This window comes from Achromobacter aegrifaciens (assembly GCF_902859965.1).
Taxonomy (GTDB): domain Bacteria; phylum Pseudomonadota; class Gammaproteobacteria; order Burkholderiales; family Burkholderiaceae_B; genus Achromobacter; species Achromobacter aegrifaciens.
This window is the reverse complement of the sequence record NZ_CADIKO010000004.1, coordinates 118510-139624: the sequence shown is the minus strand read 5'-3', so window position 1 is coordinate 139624 and position 21115 is coordinate 118510. Positions and strand designations below refer to the sequence as shown.

Below are 21115 nucleotides of genomic sequence, written 5' to 3'. Positions count from 1 at the left end.
TCACAGGAGAAGCGAAATGAGAAGGGCAAGCGCGTTGCTGGCGGCCGGGGTCGCCTTGGGCAGTTGGATGGGTCTGGCCCAGGCGGCTTCGCAGGAACCGATACAGCCGGTGGAGCCGGCGGTCATCAAGGAGCCGGCCAAGGTCGAACTGGGCAAAAAGCTCTTCTTCGATCCGCGCCTGTCCCGTTCCGGCGCGATTTCCTGTAATTCCTGCCACAACCTGGGCATGGGCGGTTCGGACAATCTCAAGGCCTCGATCGGGCACAAGTGGCAGCAGGGCTCGATCAATTCGCCGACGGTGCTCAACTCCAGCCTGAACATCGCCCAGTTCTGGGACGGCCGGGCCAAGGACTTGCGCGAGCAGGCGGGCGGCCCCATCGCCAATCCCATGGAGATGGCGTCCACTCACGAACTAGCGGTGCAGGTGCTGAATTCCATTCCCGGCTACCGGGCGGAATTCAAGCAGGTCTTCGGCAAAGACGACATCACCATCGACGAGGTCACCGGCGCCCTGGCCGCGTTCGAGGAAACGCTGGTGACGCCCAATTCGCGCTTCGACCAGTGGCTGCGCGGCGACCAGAAGGCGCTGACGGTGCGCGAGCTGGCCGGCTACGAACTATTCAAGAACAGCGGCTGCGTGGCCTGCCACAACGGCGTGGCGGTGGGCGGCAATTCGTTCCAGAAGATGGGCCTGGTCACGCCCTACGTCACCGAGAACAAGGCCGAGGGCCGCGCGGCGGTGACGGGCAAGGACGCCGACCGCTTCAACTTCAAGGTGCCGACGCTGCGCAACGTGGCGCTGACCTATCCGTACTTCCATGATGGCGAGGCAGCTACCTTGACGCAGGCCGTGGACGTGATGGGCCGGTTGCAGCTGGGCCGGACCTTCACGCCCGATGAGAACGCGCAGATCGTGGCGTTCCTGAAGACCCTGACGGGCGATCAGCCGGCGATCCAGTACCCGGTGTTGCCGCCGTCGGCGGACGATACGCCGCGGCCTGAGCCTTTTGTGAAGTAACGCGGTTTCCGGCGCCTACTGGCGGACGGTACGCACGTCCGCCGGCGGCCCGGCTTCGAAATTGCTGCGCCAGGGGTTGATGTCCAGCCCGCCGCGGCGCGTATAGCGCGCGTAGACCGTCAGTTGCTCCGGCCGGCAGGCCTGCATGATGTCGCTGAAAATGCGTTCCACGCAATGCTCGTGGAATTCCGCGTGCTGGCGGAACGAGATCACGTAGCGCAGCAGCGACTCGCGGTCTATGGGCGCGCCACGGTAGCGGACCTGCACGCTGGCCCAGTCGGGCTGGCCCGTGACGGGGCAGTTCGATTTCAACAGGCGCGACGCCAGCGTTTCCTCGACCACGTCGCCCGCGCGGGTGCGCAGCACTTCGGGGGCGGGCTCGTAGGTATCGATTTCGATATCCAGCTTGTCTATATAGACGCCATCCATTTCGCCCATCTGCAATTCGGAGAAGCGCTGCGGCAGGAAGAAATCCAGCCCCACCGGCGCGCCGGCGGCGGCGCTCAGGTCGCGCTCCAGGCGACCGCGCAGGGCGGCCGAATTGACCAGGCGGGTCTGGTTGAACGAGTTCAGATAGAGCTTGAAGGACTTGGACTCGATGATGTTGGGGCTGTCGGCCGGCACCGAGAAGGTGGCCATGGCCACGCGCGGCTTGCCCTTGGCGTCCAGCCAGGACAGCTCATAGGCATTCCACAGGTCCACGCCGGTAAAGGGCAGCTTGCCGGCTTCCAGGTTCAGCGCCGCGCGATTGTGCGAACGCGCGATGGGGAAGAGCAGGGAGGGGTCGTATTGCGAGGCGTAGGCCACGCTCTGGCCCAGCGGGCCGTGGGACAGCGTCATAGCGGAGTCATCGGAAACTTGAAGAATGAACGCATTGTAGGCGGTCGAAAAAAAGGCCGATTTTCCACATTGTGAAATGTAACCTTCGTCATGTGAAAGCCACTGCTGCGCAGCAGCGGGAGCCCATTTCACAGATGATAATTGCGTTCCGCAATACGAAATCAAGTTTGTAATTTATTGATTTATAAGAATAATATTTTTCGTCTTCTATAAGACATCAGTCCACATTGCTCCGCAGCAGAGGCATAGACTTTGTCCAACGATTCACGCAACGCAGGACGCGAATCTTTTGAAGTCTTCCCATCACTGACCAGGAGCATCAACATGAGCAACCGCGAAACCGAAATCCGCAATCTGCAGAAGGACTGGGCTGAAAACGCCCGTTGGCAAGGCATCAAGCGCGACTACAGCGCCGAGGACGTCATCCGCCTGCGCGGCTCCATCGGCGTGGAACACACGCTGGCGCGCCGTGGCGCCACCCGCCTGTGGGAATTGCTGCATAGCGAGCCTTTCGTGAATTCGCTGGGCGCCCTGACCGGCAACCAGGCCATGCAGCAGGTCAAGGCCGGCTTGAAGGCGATCTACCTGTCCGGCTGGCAAGTTGCCGGCGACGCCAACCTGGCCGGCGAGATGTATCCCGACCAGTCGCTGTACCCCGCCAATTCGGTGCCGCAAGTGGTCCGCCGCATCAACAATTCGCTGACCCGCTGCGACCAGATCCAGTGGATGGAAGGCAAGAATCCGGGCGACGAAGGCTACATCGATTTCTTCGCCCCGATCGTGGCGGACGCCGAAGCCGGCTTCGGCGGCGTGCTGAATGCGTTCGAACTGATGAAGGCGATGATCGAGGCCGGTGCTTCGGGCGTGCACTTCGAAGACCAGCTGGCTTCGGTCAAGAAGTGCGGCCACATGGGCGGCAAGGTGCTGGTCCCGACCCGCGAGGCCGTCGCCAAGCTGGTGTCGGCGCGCCTGGCGGCCGACACGATGGGCACGCCCACCGTGCTGCTGGCCCGCACCGACGCTGACGCGGCCGACCTGGTGACCAGCGACGTCGACGAGAACGACCGTCCCTTCATCACCGGCGAGCGCACCGTCGAAGGCTTCTTCCGCACCAAGGCCGGCATCGACCAGGCCATCTCGCGCGGCCTGGCCTATGCGCCGTACGCCGACCTGATCTGGTGCGAAACGTCCACGCCCAACCTGGAATACGCCCGCAAGTTCGCCGAGGCCATCCATCGCCAGTTCCCGGGCAAGCTGCTGGCCTACAACTGCTCGCCCTCGTTCAACTGGAAGAAGAACCTGGACGACGGCACCATCGCCAAGTTCCAGCGCGAGCTGGGCGCCATGGGCTACAAGTTCCAGTTCATCACGCTGGCCGGCTTCCACGCGCTGAACTACGGCATGTTCGAACTGGCCCACGGCTACGCCCGCCGCCAGATGAGCGCCTTCGTCGAACTGCAGCAGAAGGAGTTCGCCGCCGCTGAAATGGGCTTCACCGCCGTGAAGCACCAGCGCGAGGTCGGCACCGGCTACTTCGACGCCGTGACGCAGACCATCGAAGGCGGCCAGTCCTCGACCACCGCGCTGACCGGTTCGACGGAGGAAGCGCAGTTCGAACACGGCAAGGAACAGAAGGCCGCGTAAGCACCGCAGGAGAGTTATGCAGTTGTAGTTGCTGTTGTAGGGTGGATTCGGGTGCCTTCGGGCACCCTTTTTTTTAGAGCCCGAAGAACGCCGAATACACCAGCCTTTCCTCCACCACGCGACGCTGCTGGATGGCGCCGGCGCGCCGTTCGGGCACGGCGTTGTCGGTGTAATAGCGTTCATACTCGCGCACCGCGATGCGCGCGGGCTTGCCGCCGCGGTCGGGCAGCGTGACGCTGGCGGACCAGATGACCGGGTCCAACAGTTCGCCCAGCAGAGGCCCCTCCAGTACCGGCGGAAAACGCACCACCGGGCCGACCGCCACGTTGCCCAGGCGCGATAGATCGGCCAGCGTCGCGGGCGTGGCGGTTTCCAGGATGGGCAGTTCGCGCATGCGGTCTATGAGTATGGGGCCAGGTATCGGGCCGGGCGGCTGGGGCGCCGGCCCGGACGGGTCCAGCAGGCCCGACGCCAGCACGGCGGCGTCGCTCCAGGCCAGGTCGCTGTCCAGCGCCGGGTCGCGCGTCTGCAGCACCAGCTCTACGCGGTTGCGGCCGCTTTCGGCGGTCTGGCCTATGCCAGGGATGAAGGAGATGTTCAGGTACTCGGAGTCCAGCGGGAACTTCATGGGTCCATGCTTGGGCACCACGCCGCGCAGGCTGAACGCCAGCCGGCCGCGTTTGACCTCGAACACCGCGCGGCGGCGCGGCAGCACCTGGGAGAACTCGGCCTGCACCACCCGCGACAGCTTGGCCGAACCGATGGCGTTGGGCTGATAGCGCGCCAGCGCCAGGCGCACGAAGGGCATGTAGGTCCGGCCGGGATCGAGCTCGATGTCGCAATACCAGCGCGCGCGTTCCTCGCTCCAGCGCACGCGGTGTCCGACCACGTGGACCAGCTGGGCCGGGATTTCCTGCAGATAGACCTGCTCGTCGGTGACGCGCGCCGAGAAGTCCGACACGCGCGCCTTGTGCTTGGGCGGGGGCGTCTCCCAGAGCGGATCCATGCCCCATTGCGTCACCAACGGCGTCAGCGGGTTGGTGATGTCGGTGAAGTTCTGGCCGTCGCCCGCGATCACCACGCCCAGCAGCTCGCCGTCGCCGGAGGAGAACCAGGGCCGCTCCAGCCAGACCCGCAGGCCGTTGCCGAGTCGCGTCACGTCCAGCTTGCCGTTGCTCGCCGTTTCCTCCCAGCGGAAGGTCGGCACGACGTAGGTCAGGACGGGGGCGTCCGGCGGCGCGCTGGCGCGCACGATGGTGTTCTGCGCCGTGCCGTCGCGCCTGAGCACCGGAGCGCCCGGGTCATCGTCCGCGCCTGTTTCCACCAGCGGGCCGTCGGCAACGGGCCCCAGCCGCGTGACCTTGTCCGTCTGCGCGTACAGCGAGGGCGGCAGGTATTCGCGGAACCGCGTGGCCGCGCGCAGGCGGTAGCGGATGAGGCGAAAGCGGGTGTCGCCGAATTCATGGCGGTCGCCGCGCGCGCGCAGCTTGCCGTCCGCGTTCAGTTGTTCCTTCACCACATTGCTCAGGGTGAAGAGGTTTGCGTAGTTTTCGGACAAGGGGACCTCCGCCAGCACGCCATGGCCGGCCTGGCGTTCCGGACGCGGCTTCTGCAGGTCATCCACCCATTCGTGCCAGTCGGCCTCGATCTCGACCTTGCCGGTGGTGGGGCCGTGCAACCGCACGCGGACATACAGGTTTGCATGGGCATCGCCAGGTCCGCGCTGCGGTTCCTCGGCCATCAGCAGCAGGGGCTCGCAGATCGGCTGCTGGGTCGCATGGACCAGCACCAGCGAGCGGTACGGCGTGACCATCCAGCAGCCGCCCAGCACGGACGACAGGCGCAGCGTCGCGCGCTCGCCTTCGTTGCTCGCCCAGGCGGGGATGCCGAAGGTGTTGGCCAGGCCGGGATTCACAAAACTGGAATAGCGCAAGCGGGCAATGCGCCCTTTGGGCAGGTAGAAGGTCAGGACCCGCTTGGCTTCGTCCCAGCTTGGGAGTCCGTCGTCGAGGAAATCCTCCGAGCAGGGCGGATCGGCCAGGGTGGCGCGGCGCTCTTCCAGTACGATGCGCAAGCCCAGCGTGTCCGGCCACTTGGACGCATGCGCCACCAGCAGCACAAGTTCTTGCGCGGGCGTCAGCGCGATCACCGCGCTGGGTCCCAGCACCTTCGGTCCCGTGACGCCGGGCAGGGCATGGCCGGGCTGGGCGCGCAGCGCGATGCCGCCCGCAGCGGGGTCCGGCAAATAGGGCGTGAGCACCTGGGCTTCGCGGTGGATGACATATTGCCCGGCGGCCAGGCGCTCGCCGGTGGGGTGCTCGGGCGAGGGCTCTTTCGGCGGCACCTGTGCGGTGGTGGCGACCTGGTCCAACGCCTGCGGCGTCACGAGTTCTATGTCCGTGCCTGGCCCCTGGTCGTAGAGCGTGCCCGCGTCGCGGGCCGAGATTTCATAGGCCTGCTTGATGTTGGCGGGGTTGCCCATCATGCCGTCGAACAGGCCGTGTGTTTCGCATTGCAGCTGCGAGGCCTTGGGCGGCACCACGTGGCGTTCATTGATGGCGGTATACGCGTAGTCCTTGGATGCGTCCTCCTGGCGTGCAGCCTTGAAATCGGGGCTGTCGAGGTAGGCCGCCGGGTCCATGCCGGTATTGCTGCGGATCACCATGCGTTCCAGCGATTCGCCTTCGCTGAGGCGGGCGCGCTGCACCAGTGCGGGCGGATCCACCGGTTCGAAGCGCCAGTAGACGACCGGCTGGGTGGCGTTGTCGTCGCGCTCAAGCGATGGATCGTCATGCGCCAGGCTGTTGCCGGCCAGGTCCACCAGGCGCGCGCGGAAGCGGTAGGGCATGCCGAAGCGCAGGCGCGGCAGGCTGCCCTTGGCCGCCGCGAAGCTGACCGCCAGGCCGTTGCCTTTTTCCGTGGCCGTGTCCTGCACGTCTTCCGGCGTTTCGCCCTGCACGCCGCTGTCCGGATCCACGCGGTCGCGCAGGGTGCGTCCCGGACGCGGCGCCACCAGGCTCCAGCCAGTCCAGCGGAACAGGGATTCATGCAGGTATTGGTCGTCCGGATTCTCACCGCCGCTGGTGGAGGCGCCTTTCACATAGCCCTCGTCATCAGGAAATTGCAGCGGCGCGCCGCCGTCCGTGCAGCGGTAGGTGCCGGCGCGCTGGCACAACGAGCGCCATTTCGGGGAATCGCCTGGAGCCTGCGCTTGCGCATCCACGCGATAGCCGCGCAGCAGATCCTCGGCATAGAGCACGATGCTGCCCGGCGCGCCCGACAGGGCGGCATTCTTCAGGGCCGCGGCCGCCGCGTTCTGCGCCACTTCCCAGGCGCGGCCGCGCCGCGCCACGCCCAGGCCGCCCGAGCGCAGCGCGGCCACGCCCTGTTTGTCGCCGGTGGTGTAGGTCACCGCGCCGTCGGCGCCCAGCGCCAGGCTCCTGGCGATCAGATTTTGTGCGCTGAGCACGAAGTCCACAGTCTTGAGCGCCGCGCCGTCGGCGTCGACCTGGTAGACGTCGAACGGCGTGCGGGGTTCGTACAGGTTCCAGCTGTCGTCGGCGCGGCGCAGCTTCAGCATGCCGCGCTCATGGTCGGCGGGGTTTCGCGGACGCGTGGTGAAGCGTTCCGCGTCGCCCGTCCAAGCGGTGGCAGGGCAGGCGTCATCGCCGGCGTCGTGCCCGTCCTCCCACCGCAGGGTCAGGAAGAAATAGCCCTGCGCGGCGGGCGCCGCCGCCAACTGCTGCTCCAAGGCCGAGCCCGCCGGGACCAGGCAATCAATGACCAGTCCGAGCTGGCGCAGCAGCGCCGGGTAATCGCCGTAGGACGCCACGATGGCGTGGAAATCCATTTCCGGCTGGACGGGCGGCGCGGGTACGTTCTCGCCGTCCGGCCGCCGGATGCTGCGCTGTTGCGCCGTGGGCGGATCGCGGCGATAGAAGCGGTTGGCCTGGAACAGGGTGTACTCGGCCTGTGAGTTCCATAGCTTCATCAGGTTCTGGTCGGGGCCGGCGAGCCCGCCGTCGTTCCAGCGGGTGGGTAGGGCGCGCAGCGGAAAGCTCACCCCGGGCTGGGGATTGCCTTCGGCGTTCACGCCCGGCGCGGCGGCGTGGCCTTCGTAGACGCTGTGCGGGCCGTAGACCTGCGAGCGCAGCACGCGCTCGGCGCCGTCGCCGCCGTCGTCGAAGAAGCGGTCGAAGCCAGGCAGCGGCATTTCGACGCGCCGGTCGCCCAGCGAGATGAAGGTCGTGCGCGTGCCGCAGTCGCCCAGCATGTCCTTCAGGCCCGGATGCGCGTCGCGCCAGGGCAGCAGGGTGGGCGGCGTGCCGGTGGCCTGCACCGCCAGCCTGCCGTAGTGCTTGCGCGCCAGGCCCAGCACACCCGCCACCGAATACGAGAACAGGTTGACCTTGCTCATGTCGCGGAACACGAAGCCGGCGACCGGCGTGGTCTTGGGCAGCAGCCGTTCCCAGAGCGCCGCGTCGGCCTGCGCCTGCGGCTCCAGTTCGATCTCCGCCGCGCCGGTGTTCAGCGCAAAGCGCACGCGCTCCAGCGTGCGCGGCCAGTTGACCCAGTCGGCGAACGCGTGCAACTGCTGCTCGTTGACGGCCTGCGGCGTCAGGCGCGGCGAGGCCACGATGGAGATGCGCAGCCGGCCGGCGTCGGGGCCGGCGGGCACGCGGCCGTTGGGGATCGCGGTCCAGACTATCGTTTGCTTGGCCATGGACGTTCCTCAGGCAAAGGCTTCGGCGTATTCGCGCCAGGCGTACTCGCTGCTGTCGTCGATCTGCGCCAGTTCCTGCGCCAGCGGCAGGTCGGGATGCGGCCCCATCAGGTCGCGGAAGCCGGGGTCGCCATTGGACCCGGCGAACTTGCGTTCGCATGACAGCGACACGCTCATCGAGAACATGAAGACTTCGATCTCGACGGTGATGGTGGCGCGCCCCGCGCATTTGCCGCTTTCGAACTCGTAGCGCAGTTCCAGGTAGATCTCGATGGAAATGCTGACGATGCCGAGCACGCTGACGCAGCCACCCATGCGGAAGTAGCCGGCCAGCGAGCAGGCGTTCTTTTCCATGCGGAAGTAGATGCCGGCCATGACGTGCACGCCGCCGGAGGCCACGCCCAGATTCACCGACACGCTGGCGCCGAACTCGAAGGCCGCTTCCATCAGCTGGATGCCGCTGGGATCCAGGGTGATGCCGAAAAACCCGCCGCCGCCGAACATGCATACCGACAGGTTGAAAGGCTGTTCGCGCGTGCAGAAATTGAAGCGCACGGACAGGGGCTGGCCGATGAAGGGCACGGTGAAGCCCGCGCCCAGACTGAGGTTGGACAGATTGAAGACGCCGATGGCGACGGCCGGCAGCGCCAGGTCGAAGCCGGCGTCCACGCCCTTGGCCGAGATATCCAGATAAGGCGGATCGGAGAATCCGTCCAGCGGGATCAGGTCGCGCAGCGTTTCGACGAAGGACAGCGGGCCCACGAACTTGATGTCTGTCAGCAGCACGTCCACGTCCATCTTCGCGGCCGTGTCGATGCGGAACTCGATCTTCTCGAAGTTCAGCTCCATGAAGCTGGCAGGCGCGATCAGGACCAGGTCGAAGTCCTTCAGCGAGCAGACCACCGACATCTTGGGCGCGCTCTGCCCGTTCTTGCGCACACGCGCTTCCACCGCCACGCGAAAGCCATGCGTATCGTTGACGCGGAACAGCGGCGGGTCGCCAGGCTTGATCGACCAGCTCTTGATCACCGGATTCCAGTCGAAGCGAAGGGTGAGCTCATCGCCGGTCAGCAGTTCCAGCAGCTCCGCGCTGGCCAGCACCGCATCGACCGCCAGCTTGACCGCCTGCAGCGCTGTCTGCGCGATCTGGCGCGGCGCGCCTTCCAGCAGGCGTGCGCCGCCTATGGTGCCGGACAGCGGATCGACCGCGGCCGTGATGGCCTGCAGACGCGGCCTGAGCGTCGCGGCGTCGGCGAACAGGTCGTCCAGCTGGTCGGGGTGGCCCACAACCGCGTCGAGCGCGTCGTACAGCGCCTTGCCCTGCACCAGCAGCGCCGGCACGACGCCGACGCTGTCCAGGAGCGTCTGGGCGGTGTTGGCGGCCTGGCGCAGCGATTGCCGCAGGCCATCAGGCAAGTGCGCGCCGTTCACCTGCGCGTCCGCCGCGGTGCTCAACGCCCGCGCGGCATCGCGCGCGGCGGTGAGCACGGCGGGCAATCCCGGCAGCGCGGGCGCGGCGTCGAAGGACAGTCCGGCCAGCAGCGCGACCTGCGCGCACACGGCGTCCAGCGCGGCGATCAGATCGTTGACGCGGGCCTTTGCGTCCTGCACCAGGTTCTGCGCGTAGGCCTGCGCCTGGCCGAGCAGATCCTGCAAGGTGTCTTTCAACACCTGCAACGCGGCCTCGGCGATACGGCCTGGTTGCTGCGCCAGGTCCGCCACCAGGGCGTAGAGCCGGCCCATTTCGTTGACCAGGCTTTCCAGCTGGGAGCAGGCTTCCGATACGAAGCGCGGCACCCGCTCCGGCGTGCCGGCGGCGTTGGACACCGCTTCAATCACGTCGCCCAGCGGTATGCAGCCGAACAGCAGCGGAAAGGGCAGGTCCGAGGACATGACCTTGGGGAAGATATCCGGGCCGCTCATCTTGCCGGCGACGAAGTCCGAGACCTTGCCGCTGACCGGACCCGCCATGCGCGACAGCGCCGTGGGGCGCAGATTCGGCTGGACGAAGCCGCCCGCTCGGTCGCCCTGCGCGGAGAAGTTCAGCACCGCGTCGCCGCGATAGCCGGGCTCGGCGTCTATGTTGCCGAAGACCTGGCCGACGTTGCCGGAATCGAATCCGAACCGGAGGTAATGGTCGTTCCAGCTCAGCACGCTGTTGCTGTCGCTGCCGGTCAGTTCAGCCAGCGCGGCGATGCGGATCTCGGCGCGCTTGATGCCGGGATAGAACAGCGGGCCGTTCAAGGAGTCGCTGTAGGCGCGCAGCTGGGTATTGCCCGGATCGACCAAACCGTCGAACTCGATCGTCTCCGCTTGCGCGGCGGTATCGCCGGGCTTGAGCGGGGAGGCGAACGTGACGCGCTGCTGCTTGAACTGCGCGGTGCGGCGGCCGGATTCGGCATCGCGCCAGGCCTTGCGCGTCTGCTTCGCGAAAATCTCCGCGTTCACGTAGTCCGGCGTCAGCCATTGGCCGCTGAGCTTGCGCGGGCAGGCATGGCCGCCGTCCATGAAGATCATGGGCAGATCGAACTGCACGATGCGGCCATCGATGTCGGTGGCCGAACAGGCGAAGCGGAAGGGGGTTCCGCCTATGCACGGCCAGAACAGCAATTGTCCCAGGCCATCGATGTTGCTGGCCTGAGAGGTCGGGGCATCCAAACTTGGCGTGACGGTGGTCAGGATGCGCACGCTGGAGAATGGCATCTGCCGATGCAGGAAGATCATGTTCCCCGAGTCGTCCCGCGCCTGCAGCTGCGGATCGGCATACACGCGTTCGCGCTGGCGCACGATGATGAACAGGCGTTGGCGCAGGTAGGCCGGGTTACCCGCCCTGGCCGTATGGAACTTGCGTTCGCTGACCTTCACCAGCGAAGCGCGGTGGCCGAAGGGGAACAGCAGGCCCTTGTAGACCACGCGGACGTAGTGGTCGCGGCCCATGGCGCCGCGATGCGTCCATTCTTCCAGCGACAGCCCGGGCGCGTCCCAGTTGCCGCGCGAGTCCAGCCAGGCGCCCAGCGCGGACAGCATCAGCAGCTTGGCGTCCACCGGCTGCGGCGTGTAGTTGGCGACGGAAAAATTCGACGACAGGTGCGCGATCTGGAACCGGTCGAAATCGTCCATCGGCATGCGGAAGGGCGAGGTGTTCGGTTGCGGCAGATAGGTCGTCGCCGGCACGGGAAACGCTGCCTGCATGGGCTTGGTCGTGCCTTCGCCGCCCAGCGCCCAGATGGCGCGCAGGGTCGGCTTGGGATCGTCCGCCTGCGGCGCCGTTGCGCTGTTCTCCGGCTGCGCGGCCAGCAGCTGGGTATGCCAGAGCTCGGTGTGCTGCGTGGCGGCGGAAGTCGCTGGCGCCTTGGCGTGGCGCCAGCGTTCGTCCGCATGCGGGCTGAGGATCAGCCGCCACGGCAGTTCTATCGCCGTCTGCTGCGCGGCGGGCAGCGCGGGTTTGGGGCCGCGCCTGAGGATTTCGATCAGGGCGCTGGTGCGCTGAACCTCACGGACCGGCGCGCCGCCGCCCAGGCGCAATGCGCGCAGGCCTGGCGCGCCGCCGGCCTGCCGCAGCAACAGCGCACCGGGCGCGTTCTGCTGCGTGGCGATGCGTGCGCTGCGCAGCGCGAAGCTCGATAGCGCGGCGCGTTGCACCGGCGAGAGCTTGTCGATGCGGGTGTCGAACAGATCGCGCAGGTTCAGGCGCGGCGCGCTGGGCCCGGGCGGGCGCGCATTGGCGGCCACGGTCAACGGCAGCGACTCCATCGCGGCCAGCACGCCTTCCAGCGTGTAGGGCACGTCGAAGCCGTCGGGAACGTCAAAGGCCAGCCGCGATTCGCCGGCGATGCGCGCGCGCACCGGCGGACCGGTGGGATCTTCCACGCCGCCTGGTTCCGGCTTGCCCGGCGTAGGACGGGGCGGCGGCTGGTTGGCGGTGCCGGGAGGCGGACGTTCGAAGAACGTCTCTTCGCTGATCGACTGCGGCGGGAAGTGGACGATGAGCGTGGCGGCCCCGTCGCCAGCCTTTTTCAGGCGAGGAGGTTGGCCCGGCGCGACCGTCAGGTTGCGCAGCTCCAGCCGCAAGGCCAGCAGATCGGCCGGGCGCAGCACGGCATGGCCGGGGCGGGTGCCGTCGAAGAAATTACGGTTGGGATTGGGGGCCAAAACAGGAATGTTCAGCCTTCTGGTGACCATGCCAGTTCTCCTGCAAATAAGGAAACCCAGGAACGAAATCCTGCACGTCCAGCTACCTGCGAATCGAACTGCCAATGTGGCGAAAATTATCGTTGTGTTGCGTTAGTAGTCAACAACGCACGAGCATGCGGCCGCCGTCGCCGCGGCCGCGCCGGCTTGAGAATCCGGATGTGGCTGAAAGATGTAGGAGAGGCATGCTTACGCGGGGGAAGTTCATGCTTTGCATGAGACTTTTGCCGCCATCCTCAGCCACGCGAAGTGCTGCGGGGGTACCTGTCCGCGTGGGGGACGGGTGGCCGTCAGCGGAATTTATTTTGTACGAATGCGTAACGGCTACGGCCCCGGAAATCACGCCATCCGCGGCCGCGCCAGGATCTCAACTGGCGACCGCGGGCGCACCGCCCAGCGCCTGCAGGCATTCCGCCAGCGGAGGAATGGAGCTGGCCAGGGCCTGGACGGTTTGCGCGTCGACCCGGGCCAAGGGCGGAATCTCGGCCAGCACGCGGACGTCGCCAAAGCGCTCGATGGCTTCCTTGTTGCCCGCCGAAAGCGGTCCGCTCATGATCACGCCCAGAACCGGAATGCCGCGGCGCTTGAGGGCCTCCAGGCTGAGCAGGGTGTGGTTGATGGTGCCCAGTCCGCTGCGGGCGGCCAGCACCACCGGCATATCCAGCCTGGCGATCAGGTCGATCATCATGTGGGTGTCGTCGATCGGCACGTAGAGGCCGCCCGCGCCTTCCACGATCAGCGGCGCCTGCGTGGCCGGCGGGACGATGCTGGTGGCGTCGACGATGGTGTCTTCCAGCGTGGCCGCGGCCCAGGGCGACAGCGGCGCCTGCAGCACGTAGGCGGGCAGGTGCAGGCGTTCGGGCGGCAGCCCGGCCAGTTGCGCCACGGTCTCGGTGTCGCCGGGTTCTTCCGCCACGCCCGTCTGCACGGGCTTCCAGTAGTCGGCGTTCCAGGCGCGCGCCAGGATCGCGGACACCAGGGTCTTGCCGATGCCGGTATCAGTGCCGGTCACGAAAACGCCGGCGGGGGACTGGTTCGATTTTTTCCACATACCGTAGGCCAGGTGATAGGTCACCCCGGCTCCTTGTTCGTCAAACGCCGCCAGCACCCGCCGCAGTTGCGCCGCGCCCAGCGGCGCGCGTCCTGGAGCGGGCGTGGTGGCGCCTATGCCTTTCAGGGCGCGCAGGAAATGCAGCCCGTCAGGATGACTTTGTATCAGCCGTTCGCTGCGCACGCCACCCGCCAGATTGCCCCTGTCCGGATGGATGGAGGCGGCGGCCGGGTAACGCGGCGTGGCGGCGGCAAGCCCTGCCACAGCATGGGCGGCCTGCCATTCCTGGAATGTGCCGTCCGCCAGCGTCGCCACGGCCAGGCAGCCGCCCGGGGCGAGCAGCGCGGCCAGCCGGCCCAGCCCGGCATTCAGGTCGGAAAACCATTGCACCGCCAGGCTGGAGCAGATCAGGTCGTAGCCGCCTTCGAGCCCAGCGGGGTGCTCGCCGTCCAGCAATTGATAGCGGGCCTGGCCTGGCAATGCGGGGCCGCGCTGCGCGGCCGCGAGCATGCCGGCAGCGATGTCGGTGACGGTCCAGTCGGCGGGACCGATGCGGCGCGCCAGCGCCTGGGTCAGCAGGCCGGTGCCGCAGCCGATCTCCAGGATGCGCGGGCGGGATGGCAGGGGCAGCAGCGCGATATCGCCGGCCAGCCGCTCGGCTGCCAGCCGCTGGACGGACGCGTGGTTTTCATAGGCGGGGGCGGCGGCGCCAAAGCGCGCGCCGATGCCAGCGTTGCGGGGGGCTTGCGTCATGCGGCGTGCGCCAGTCCGGCAACGAAGGCGCGGATCCGCTCCGCGCACCAGGGCGCATCCGACACCGGCAGCAGGTGGCCGCCGCCAGCCCGCTCATGGATCTCCGTGTCGGCCTTGCCGGCAAAAACTGCCTGCGTCATGGCCGGGGGCACGATGAGGTCGTCGGCGCCAGCCAGGACCAACAGCGGCACGGGCAGCGCCGCCAGGGCCTCGCGCCGGTCCTCGTCGCGCAGGGCTTGCAGGTCGCGCGACAGCGGCGCCAGCTGCGGCTCGCTGAAATCGGTCGCGTCGCCGCAGCGCTGGCGGAAGTCGCCCAGCACCGCCGCGGGGTCGGAGGACAGGCGCCTGGACATGCGATCCAGCACGCGCGGCGCCACGCCGGCCTCGAATCCGGGGCCGGCGGAAAAGCGGGCGAAGCCGTTGATCGACACCAGGCCGAGGCAGTCTTGCGGCAGTTCGCGCAACAGGCGCAACACGCCCAGCGAATGGCCGATGGCGATAACCGGGCCGGCCATGGCAGGCTCCTGCGCCGGCCCGAAGTAGCCCGCGTCGAAGGCGGCTTGCGGCCAGTCTGCGAGTTCGGCGCGCAGCGGCGTCCAGACCGAGGCGTCGAAGGCCCAGCCGTGTACGAACAGCAGGGTGGGGCGGTGCATGCCGGCTTGCATGGGAACGGCGGCCATCACGCCAGCGCGGCGGCGAAACCGTCGATCAGCCGCGCCACGTCCACGTCGCGGTGCGCGGCGCTCAGCGTGACGCGCAGGCGGCTGGTGCCGGCGGGGACGGTGGGCGGGCGGATCGCCACGGCCAGCAAGCCGCGCTGTTCCAGTCCCGAGGCCAGCGCCAGGGCGCGGGCTTCGTCACCCACGATGGCCGGCACGATCTGGGTGGAGGATGCCCCCGTGTCCAGCCCCATGCCGCGCAGCGCGGCGCGCAGGTTGTCGCCCGCGGCCGCCAGGCGGGCGCGTTCGGCGTCCAGCGTGGGCACCAGGTCCAGTGCCGCGTCCATGGCGCCCAGCACCGCGGGCGGCAGCGCCGTCGTGTAGATGAAGCCCGAGCAGGCGTTGACCAGGTAGTCGCACAGCGCGCGCGAACCGGCGACGTAGGCGCCGAATCCGCCCAGCGCCTTGCTGAACGTGCCCATGGCCAGGTCGATGCGGCCGGGCGCCAGCCCTGCCAGCCCCATGCCGCGGGGGCCCAGGACGCCGGTGGCGTGCGCTTCGTCCAGGTAGACGAAGGCGCGGTAGCGGTCGGCCAGGGTTGCCAGCCGTTCCACGTCGGTCCGGTCGCCGTCCATGCTGAACACGCTTTCGGTGACGATGAATCGCGATACGGGCTGGCCGGCCGCGCTGTCCGCCCTGGCGGCCAGCAGGCTTTCCAGATGGTCCAGGTCGTTGTGCCGGAAGCGGATCTGCTTCACGCCCGCCGCCTGGCAGCCATGGTGCAGGCTGGCGTGGTTGAGCTTGTCGGCATACAGCTCGACCTCGCCCTGGCTGGCGGCCGCGCGCAGCAGGGCGGGCAGCACGGCGGCGTTGGCCTGCCAGCCCGAGGCCAGCAGCAGCGCGGCTTCGGTGCCTTTCAGCCGGGCCAGCTTGGCTTCCACCTGTTCGTGCAGGTCCAGGTTGCCGGTCACCAGGCGCGACGCCTGGGCGCCCGCGCCGTGGCGGGCTGCCCATTCGCGCGACCGCTCGACCAGCAGCGGATGCCGCGACAGGCCGAGGTAATCGTTGCTGGAGAAGTTCAGGACCGGCTCGCCCTCGAGGACGAGGCGTCCCGGGGCGGCGGCGGAGGCCGTGCGCAGGCGGCGGCGCACGCGGCGCGCTTCCGCGCGCGCCAGCTCGGAGGAGAAAAGCGGATCCAGCTTGGACATCTATATTTCCGGCAGCGGCCGGGCAGGGGGAGGCCGCGCCAGGCCGTAGAATGCGGGCCATTGTAGTGGAGGCGGACGCTGCCCCCGTTCCGGCCGGATGCGCCGGGCGGACCCGGCTCGCGCCGCCGGTATCGAGAGGTGAATCATGCACACGCCCGACTGGTTGGCCCAGGGCCAGCCCCATATCTGGCTACCCTATGCCCAAATGAAGACGGCCACGCCGCCGCTGCCCGTGGTGCGCAGCCATGGCAGCCGGCTTGAGCTGGCCGACGGCCGCAGCCTGATCGACGGCGTCGCGTCCTGGTGGACGGCCTGCCACGGCTACAACCACCCGCACATCGCCCAGGCGGTGCGCGCGCAGCTGGACGCCATGCCGCACGTCATGTTCGGCGGACTGACCCATGAACCCGCACTGACCCTGGCCCGCCGCCTGGCCGGCATGCTGGGGCCGGGACTGGACCGCGTCTTCTATACCGATTCCGGCTCGGTGGCGGTGGAAGTCGCCATGAAGATGGCGTTGCAGTTCTGGCTCAACCAGGGCGAACGCGGCCGCAGCCGTTTCCTGGCGTTCCGCGGCGGCTATCACGGCGACACCTTCGGCACCATGGCGGTGTGCGATCCTGACGAGGGCATGCACAGCCTGTACCGCGGCATGCTGGCCGAACACGACATCGTCGACCTGCCGCGCGGCGAAGCGGAGCTGGTTGCGCTGGAGGCCCACCTGGAATCCCATGGCTCGCGGCTGGCCGGCATCCTGGTCGAGCCGCTGGTTCAGGGCGCGGGCGGCATGCTGCTGCACGACCCGGAAGTACTGCGCCGTCTGCGCCGTTTGGCCGACCGGCACGGCCTGCTGCTGATCTTCGACGAGATCTTCACCGGCTTCGGCCGCACTGGCTCCATGTTCGCCTTCGAGCAGGCCGGCATCCGGCCGGACATCGTGACCTTGTCCAAGGCGCTGACCGGAGGCACCCTGCCGCTGGCCGCCACGGTGGCCAGCAGCCGGGTATTCGAGGCGTTCTGGTCCGACGATCCTTCGCACGCGCTGATGCACGGCCCCACCTTCATGGGCAATGCGCTGGCCTGCGCCGCAGCCAACGCCTCGCTGGATCTCTTTGAGACCGAACCGCGGCTGGCCCAGGCGCAAGCGATCTCCGCGAGCCTGACGGCCGGCCTGGAACCGTGCCGCGAGCTGCCCTGGGTGCGCGACGTGCGCGTGCTGGGCGCGATCGGCGTGGTGGAACTGGACGGCATCGCCGACCGCGAGGGCCTGAAGCGGCGCCTGGTCGAAGCCGGCGTGTGGGTGCGGCCGTTCGGCAATGTGGTCTACCTGACGCCGGCGTTGACGATCGCCGACGGCGAACTCGCCAGCCTGATGCGGGCGGTAGTGGACGTGCTGCGCCGCCAGCGTCCCTGAGCCGGATCGCGCCCGGTCGGCGTTGCCGGGGCAAACCCGCCAGATCCGCCTTGATCCAGATCAAGGCGGCTTTGTAACGCGCTGAGTAACATCGGCGCATGCGAGCAAAATCGATCTTCGCCGTCCCGGCCGGCCTGTCCGACGCCGACCGCCAGCAGCGCCGCCATGCGCTCGTGCGCCTGTCGCTGGCGTGGCTGGCGATGATGCAGGTGATGATGTTCGCCTGGCCCGGCTACCTGCGGCATGAAAGCATGCCCGCCGATGCGCTGGAAACGCTGGACTGGGCCATCGTGCTGATGAACTGGGCCAGCTTTGCGCTGACCGTGCCGGTCGTAGTGTATTCGGCCTGGCCGATCTGGCGCCACGCCGGCGACAACCTGCGCCATGGCCGCGCCGGCATGGACGTGCCGGTGGCCCTGGGCATCGTCGCCGCCTTCATTCCCAGCGTCCACGCCACCTACACGGGGCGCGGCGAGGTCTACTTCGATTCGGTCACGATGTTCGTGGCCTTCCTGTTGACCGCGCGCTACCTGGAACTGTGCGCCCGCCAGTCCTTCGGCGGCGCGGCAGGCGGCTTGCGCCACGAGCGCGTGGAGGCGCAGCGCCTGGAACTGGGCGCGCGCGCCGACCGGCTGGCCTCGCGCTTCGTCATGGTCCAGGTCGCGCTGGCGCTGGCCGCCGCGGCCGCCTGGGCCTACATCGATCCGGCGCACAGTATCCCGGTGATGGTGGCGCTCCTGGTGATGAGCTGTCCCTGCGCCATGTCGATGGCGGTGCCCACCGCCATGGCCTCCGCCCATTCGGCGCTGGCGGCCCATCCCAACATGTCCGATGCGGCGCTGGACGAACTGCTGGGCGAGGCGCGCCGCCGCGCTCGCCAGAACCTGAACGGATCGGTGGTCTGGCACCTGCTGATGACCCCGCTGGCGTTGGTCGGCTGGGTCACGCCATGGCTGGCCGCGATCACCATGCTGGTGTCCTCGCTGGCGGTCGCCTACAACTCGTGGCGCCTGTGCCGCCGCGACTGGGCTGGCGCGCCCGCGCCCGCCGCCGCGCTGGAAGCGGCGCAATGACCATCCTCTATCTGCTCCTGCCCCTGTCCCTGCTGTTCGTGCTGGCCATCGGGGTGTCGTTGTGGTGGGCCGTGTTCAACGGCCAGTATGACGACACCGATGACGCCGGCCGCGCCATCCTGCTCGATGACGACAGCGGCCCCGCCAGCCGCGGCTGAGCGGCGCGCTTGATTTCGCGCCTGGACCCGTTGCGCCGGCGCCGCGTTCCCCGCCGTGTAACCAGATGCTTGATCCAGATCAACGCTGCCTTGTTTGACTAGTCCCATCATTGCAGCCTGGAGCTATCTGTAACTTTAGGGGAAGGGCGATGAACGATTGCGCCGCAATCGCAAGCAAGGCCGATACCTTCAACTACAAGATCGTGAGGCAATTCGCGCTCATGACGGTAGTGTGGGGCATCGTCGGCATGGCTGTGGGCGTTTTTCTCGCTGCGCAGCTTATCTGGCCGCAGCTGAACTTTGACACCGCATGGCTGAGCTACGGCCGCCTGCGCCCGCTGCACACCAACGCGGTGATCTTCGCCTTCGGCGGCAGCGCGTTGTTTACGACGTCGTACTACGTGGTCCAGCGCACCTGTCAGGCGCGCCTGTTCTGCGGCCCGTTGGCCGCCTTCACGTTCTGGGGCTGGCAGATCGTCATCGTCGCCGCCGCCATCACCTTGCCCATGGGCTTCACCAGCAGCAAGGAATACGCCGAACTCGAATGGCCCATCGACATCCTGATCACCCTGGTCTGGGTGGCCTACGCCATCGTGTTCTTCGGCACCATCATCAAGCGCCGTTCCAAGCACATCTACGTGGCCAACTGGTTCTTCGGCTCGTACATCCTGACCATCGCCATCCTGCACATCTTCAACAACATTGAAATGCCGGTGTCGATGTGGAAGTCCTATTCCGCCTACTCGGGCGTGCAGGACGCCATGGTGCAGTGGTGGTACGGCCATAACGCCGTGGGCTTCTTCCTGACCACCAGCTTCCTGGGCATGATGTATTACTTCGTGCCCAAGCAGGCCGGCCGTCCCATCTATTCCTACCGCCTGTCCATCGTCCACTTCTGGGCGCTGGCCTTCACCTACATGTGGGCGGGCCCGCACCACCTGCTGTACACCTCGCTGCCCGACTGGACCCAGTCGCTGGGCATGACCTTCTCGCTGATCCTGCTGGCGCCGTCCTGGGGCGGCATGATCAACGGCATCATGACCCTGCAGGGCGCCTGGTACAAGCTGCGCACCGATCCGATCCTGAAGTTCATGGTGACGGCGCTGTCGTTCTACGGCATGTCGACCTTCGAAGGCTCGATGATGTCGATCCGCACGGTCAACGCGCTGTCGCACTACACGGACTGGACCATCGGCCACGTGCACTCCGGCGCGCTGGGCTGGGTCGCCATGATCTCCTTCGGTTCGCTCTACTACCTGATCCCGCGCCTGTACGGCCGCGAGAAGATGTACAGCGTCAAGGCCATCGAACTGCATTTCTGGATCGCGACCATCGGCGTGGTGCTGTACATCGCCGCCATGTGGATCGCCGGCGTGCAGCAGGGCCTGATGTGGCGCGACACCGCCAGCGACGGCACGCTGGTCTACAGCTTCGTGGAAGAGCTGAAGACGCGCGTCCCGTACTACCTGATCCGTTTGCTGGGCGGCACCTTGTTCCTGTCGGGTGTGTTCGTCATGGCCTGGAACGTGTGGATGACGGTGCGCGGGGCGCAGCCGGTCAACCCCGCCATTCCGCAAGACGATCCCCATGCCGCACGCCAGCCGGTTCCCGCGACCGCTGTGCCGGCCACTGTTTGACGAGGACATCATGGCCAACAATAAATCTGGTTTCTTTTCGCACCAGACGCTCGAGAAGAACATCGGCTGGATGATCATCGCCAGCATCCTGGTGGTGTCCTTCGCGGGCCTGGTCCAGATCGTGCCGCTGTTCTTCCAGCACAGCACGACCCAGCCCATCGCGGGCGTGGAACCCTACAGCCCGCTGCGCCTGATGGGCCGCGACGTCTACATCCGCGAAGGCTGCGTCGGCTGCCATTCGCAGCAGGTGCGGGTGCTGGCGGCCGAAGTGCAGCGCTACGGTTCGTACTCGCTGGCCTCGGAATCGGTCTTTGACCGTCCCTTCCTGTGGGGCTCCAAGCGTACCGGTCCCGACCTGGCGCGCGTGGGCGAACGTTATTCCGACGATTGGCACCGCATCCACCTGCGCGACCCGCGCAAGGTGGTGCCGGAGTCCAACATGCCCGCCTATCCCTGGCTGGAAAAGACCGTCATCACTGGCGAGAACGTGAGCGACCGCATGCGCGCCCTGCGCAAGCTGGGCGTGCCCTACACGGACGAGGAGATCGCCGAGGCGCCCAAGGCCATCGAAGGCAAGACCGAGGAAGACGCGCTGGTCGCCTACCTGCAAGGGCTGGGCGTGGGCGTGCGCAAGGCGAAGCAGGCCGAGCAGGCCAAGAAGGCGGAAGAGGCCAAGAAGGCCGCCGCACAACCTGCGGCGCAACCCGCCACCCAAGCCGCCGCGCCCGCGGCCGCGGGAGGCTGAC

The 21115-nt window shown here is 67.6% G+C and carries 13 protein-coding genes; 7 read left to right on the top strand and 6 right to left on the bottom strand.

The annotated features are described in order from the left end of the window. Window positions 1-16 precede the first annotated feature (16 nt). Window positions 17-1018, top strand: coding sequence for a cytochrome-c peroxidase (locus HV793_RS25210; RefSeq protein WP_054452876.1), 1002 nt, complete (start codon window positions 17-19; stop codon window positions 1016-1018). A 15-nt stretch (window positions 1019-1033) separates the two neighbouring features. On the opposite strand, the gene queF is transcribed toward HV793_RS25210, so the two are convergent. Next, the gene (gene queF, locus HV793_RS25205; protein ID WP_119449988.1) at window positions 1034-1858 is read right to left on the bottom strand and encodes an NADPH-dependent 7-cyano-7-deazaguanine reductase QueF; all 825 of its coding nucleotides are present in this window, start codon (window positions 1856-1858) and stop codon (window positions 1034-1036) included. Between the two features lie 324 nt (window positions 1859-2182). Here queF and aceA point away from each other — a divergent pair, with 324 nt between their 5' ends. Beyond that, entirely contained in the window at window positions 2183-3502 is a 1320-nt protein-coding gene (gene aceA, locus HV793_RS25200) for an isocitrate lyase (protein WP_042794353.1), read from the top strand. A gap of 73 nt (window positions 3503-3575) precedes the next feature. On the opposite strand, the gene HV793_RS25195 is transcribed toward aceA, so the two are convergent. From HV793_RS25195 to HV793_RS25175, 5 genes are all read right to left on the bottom strand, one after another. Then, a complete protein-coding gene (locus HV793_RS25195) occupies window positions 3576-8225 on the bottom strand; it encodes a hypothetical protein (RefSeq protein ID WP_175214111.1) in 4650 nt (1549 codons plus the stop codon). 9 nt (window positions 8226-8234) lie between these two features. Continuing rightward, the gene (locus HV793_RS25190; protein WP_175214110.1) at window positions 8235-12407 is read right to left on the bottom strand and encodes a hypothetical protein; all 4173 of its coding nucleotides are present in this window, start codon (window positions 12405-12407) and stop codon (window positions 8235-8237) included. A gap of 376 nt (window positions 12408-12783) precedes the next feature. Continuing rightward, window positions 12784-14220, bottom strand: a complete 1437-nt coding sequence (gene bioD, locus HV793_RS25185) for a dethiobiotin synthase (protein ID WP_175214109.1) — start codon at window positions 14218-14220, stop codon at window positions 12784-12786. Beyond that, complete coding sequence (locus tag HV793_RS25180; protein ID WP_244958697.1) at window positions 14217-14873, bottom strand: alpha/beta fold hydrolase; 657 nt, start codon at window positions 14871-14873, stop codon at window positions 14217-14219. Before HV793_RS25180 ends, bioD begins: the two co-directional genes overlap by 4 nt. A 26-nt stretch (window positions 14874-14899) precedes the next feature. Continuing rightward, window positions 14900-16087, bottom strand: coding sequence for an aminotransferase class I/II-fold pyridoxal phosphate-dependent enzyme (locus tag HV793_RS25175; RefSeq protein WP_054452865.1), 1188 nt, complete (start codon window positions 16085-16087; stop codon window positions 14900-14902). Window positions 16088-16232: 145 nt separating this feature from the next. On the opposite strand from HV793_RS25175, the gene HV793_RS25170 reads away from it, so the two are divergent. The 5 genes from HV793_RS25170 to ccoO all read left to right on the top strand — a co-directional run bounded on the left by HV793_RS25170 (window position 16233) and on the right by ccoO (window position 21114). Next, on the top strand, window positions 16233-17501 hold the full coding sequence (locus tag HV793_RS25170) for an adenosylmethionine--8-amino-7-oxononanoate transaminase (RefSeq protein WP_175181798.1): 1269 nt from the start codon (window positions 16233-16235) through the stop codon (window positions 17499-17501). A 98-nt stretch (window positions 17502-17599) separates the two neighbouring features. Beyond that, the gene (locus HV793_RS25165) at window positions 17600-18574 is read left to right on the top strand and encodes a P-type ATPase actuator domain-containing protein (protein WP_119449982.1); all 975 of its coding nucleotides are present in this window, start codon (window positions 17600-17602) and stop codon (window positions 18572-18574) included. Next, entirely contained in the window at window positions 18571-18732 is a 162-nt protein-coding gene (gene ccoS / locus HV793_RS25160; RefSeq protein WP_042794347.1) for a cbb3-type cytochrome oxidase assembly protein CcoS, read from the top strand. The genes HV793_RS25165 and ccoS overlap by 4 nt, the downstream gene beginning before the upstream one ends. A gap of 149 nt (window positions 18733-18881) precedes the next feature. Beyond that, window positions 18882-20369, top strand: a complete 1488-nt coding sequence (gene ccoN, locus HV793_RS25155) for a cytochrome-c oxidase, cbb3-type subunit I (RefSeq protein ID WP_054452861.1) — start codon at window positions 18882-18884, stop codon at window positions 20367-20369. Window positions 20370-20379: 10 nt separating this feature from the next. Then, window positions 20380-21114, top strand: coding sequence for a cytochrome-c oxidase, cbb3-type subunit II (gene ccoO, locus HV793_RS25150; protein WP_175214107.1), 735 nt, complete (start codon window positions 20380-20382; stop codon window positions 21112-21114). Window position 21115: the final 1 nt, after the last annotated feature.

Excerpts from the sequence above, each read along its gene's own strand:
- HV793_RS25210 (WP_054452876.1), top strand. The coding sequence starts at position 17 with ATGAGAAGGGCAAGCGCGTTGCTGGCGGCCGGGGTCGCCTTGGGCAGT.
- queF (WP_119449988.1), bottom strand. The coding sequence starts at position 1,858 with ATGACGCTGTCCCACGGCCCGCTGGGCCAGAGCGTGGCCTACGCCTCG.
- aceA (WP_042794353.1), top strand. The coding sequence starts at position 2,183 with ATGAGCAACCGCGAAACCGAAATCCGCAATCTGCAGAAGGACTGGGCT.
- HV793_RS25195 (WP_175214111.1), bottom strand. The coding sequence starts at position 8,225 with ATGGCCAAGCAAACGATAGTCTGGACCGCGATCCCCAACGGCCGCGTG.
- HV793_RS25190 (WP_175214110.1), bottom strand. The coding sequence starts at position 12,407 with ATGGTCACCAGAAGGCTGAACATTCCTGTTTTGGCCCCCAATCCCAAC.
- bioD (WP_175214109.1), bottom strand. The coding sequence starts at position 14,220 with ATGACGCAAGCCCCCCGCAACGCTGGCATCGGCGCGCGCTTTGGCGCC.
- HV793_RS25180 (WP_244958697.1), bottom strand. The coding sequence starts at position 14,873 with ATGCACCGCCCCACCCTGCTGTTCGTACACGGCTGGGCCTTCGACGCC.
- HV793_RS25175 (WP_054452865.1), bottom strand. The coding sequence starts at position 16,087 with ATGTCCAAGCTGGATCCGCTTTTCTCCTCCGAGCTGGCGCGCGCGGAA.
- HV793_RS25170 (WP_175181798.1), top strand. The coding sequence starts at position 16,233 with ATGCACACGCCCGACTGGTTGGCCCAGGGCCAGCCCCATATCTGGCTA.
- HV793_RS25165 (WP_119449982.1), top strand. The coding sequence starts at position 17,600 with ATGCGAGCAAAATCGATCTTCGCCGTCCCGGCCGGCCTGTCCGACGCC.
- ccoS (WP_042794347.1), top strand. The coding sequence starts at position 18,571 with ATGACCATCCTCTATCTGCTCCTGCCCCTGTCCCTGCTGTTCGTGCTG.
- ccoN (WP_054452861.1), top strand. The coding sequence starts at position 18,882 with ATGAACGATTGCGCCGCAATCGCAAGCAAGGCCGATACCTTCAACTAC.
- ccoO (WP_175214107.1), top strand. The coding sequence starts at position 20,380 with ATGGCCAACAATAAATCTGGTTTCTTTTCGCACCAGACGCTCGAGAAG.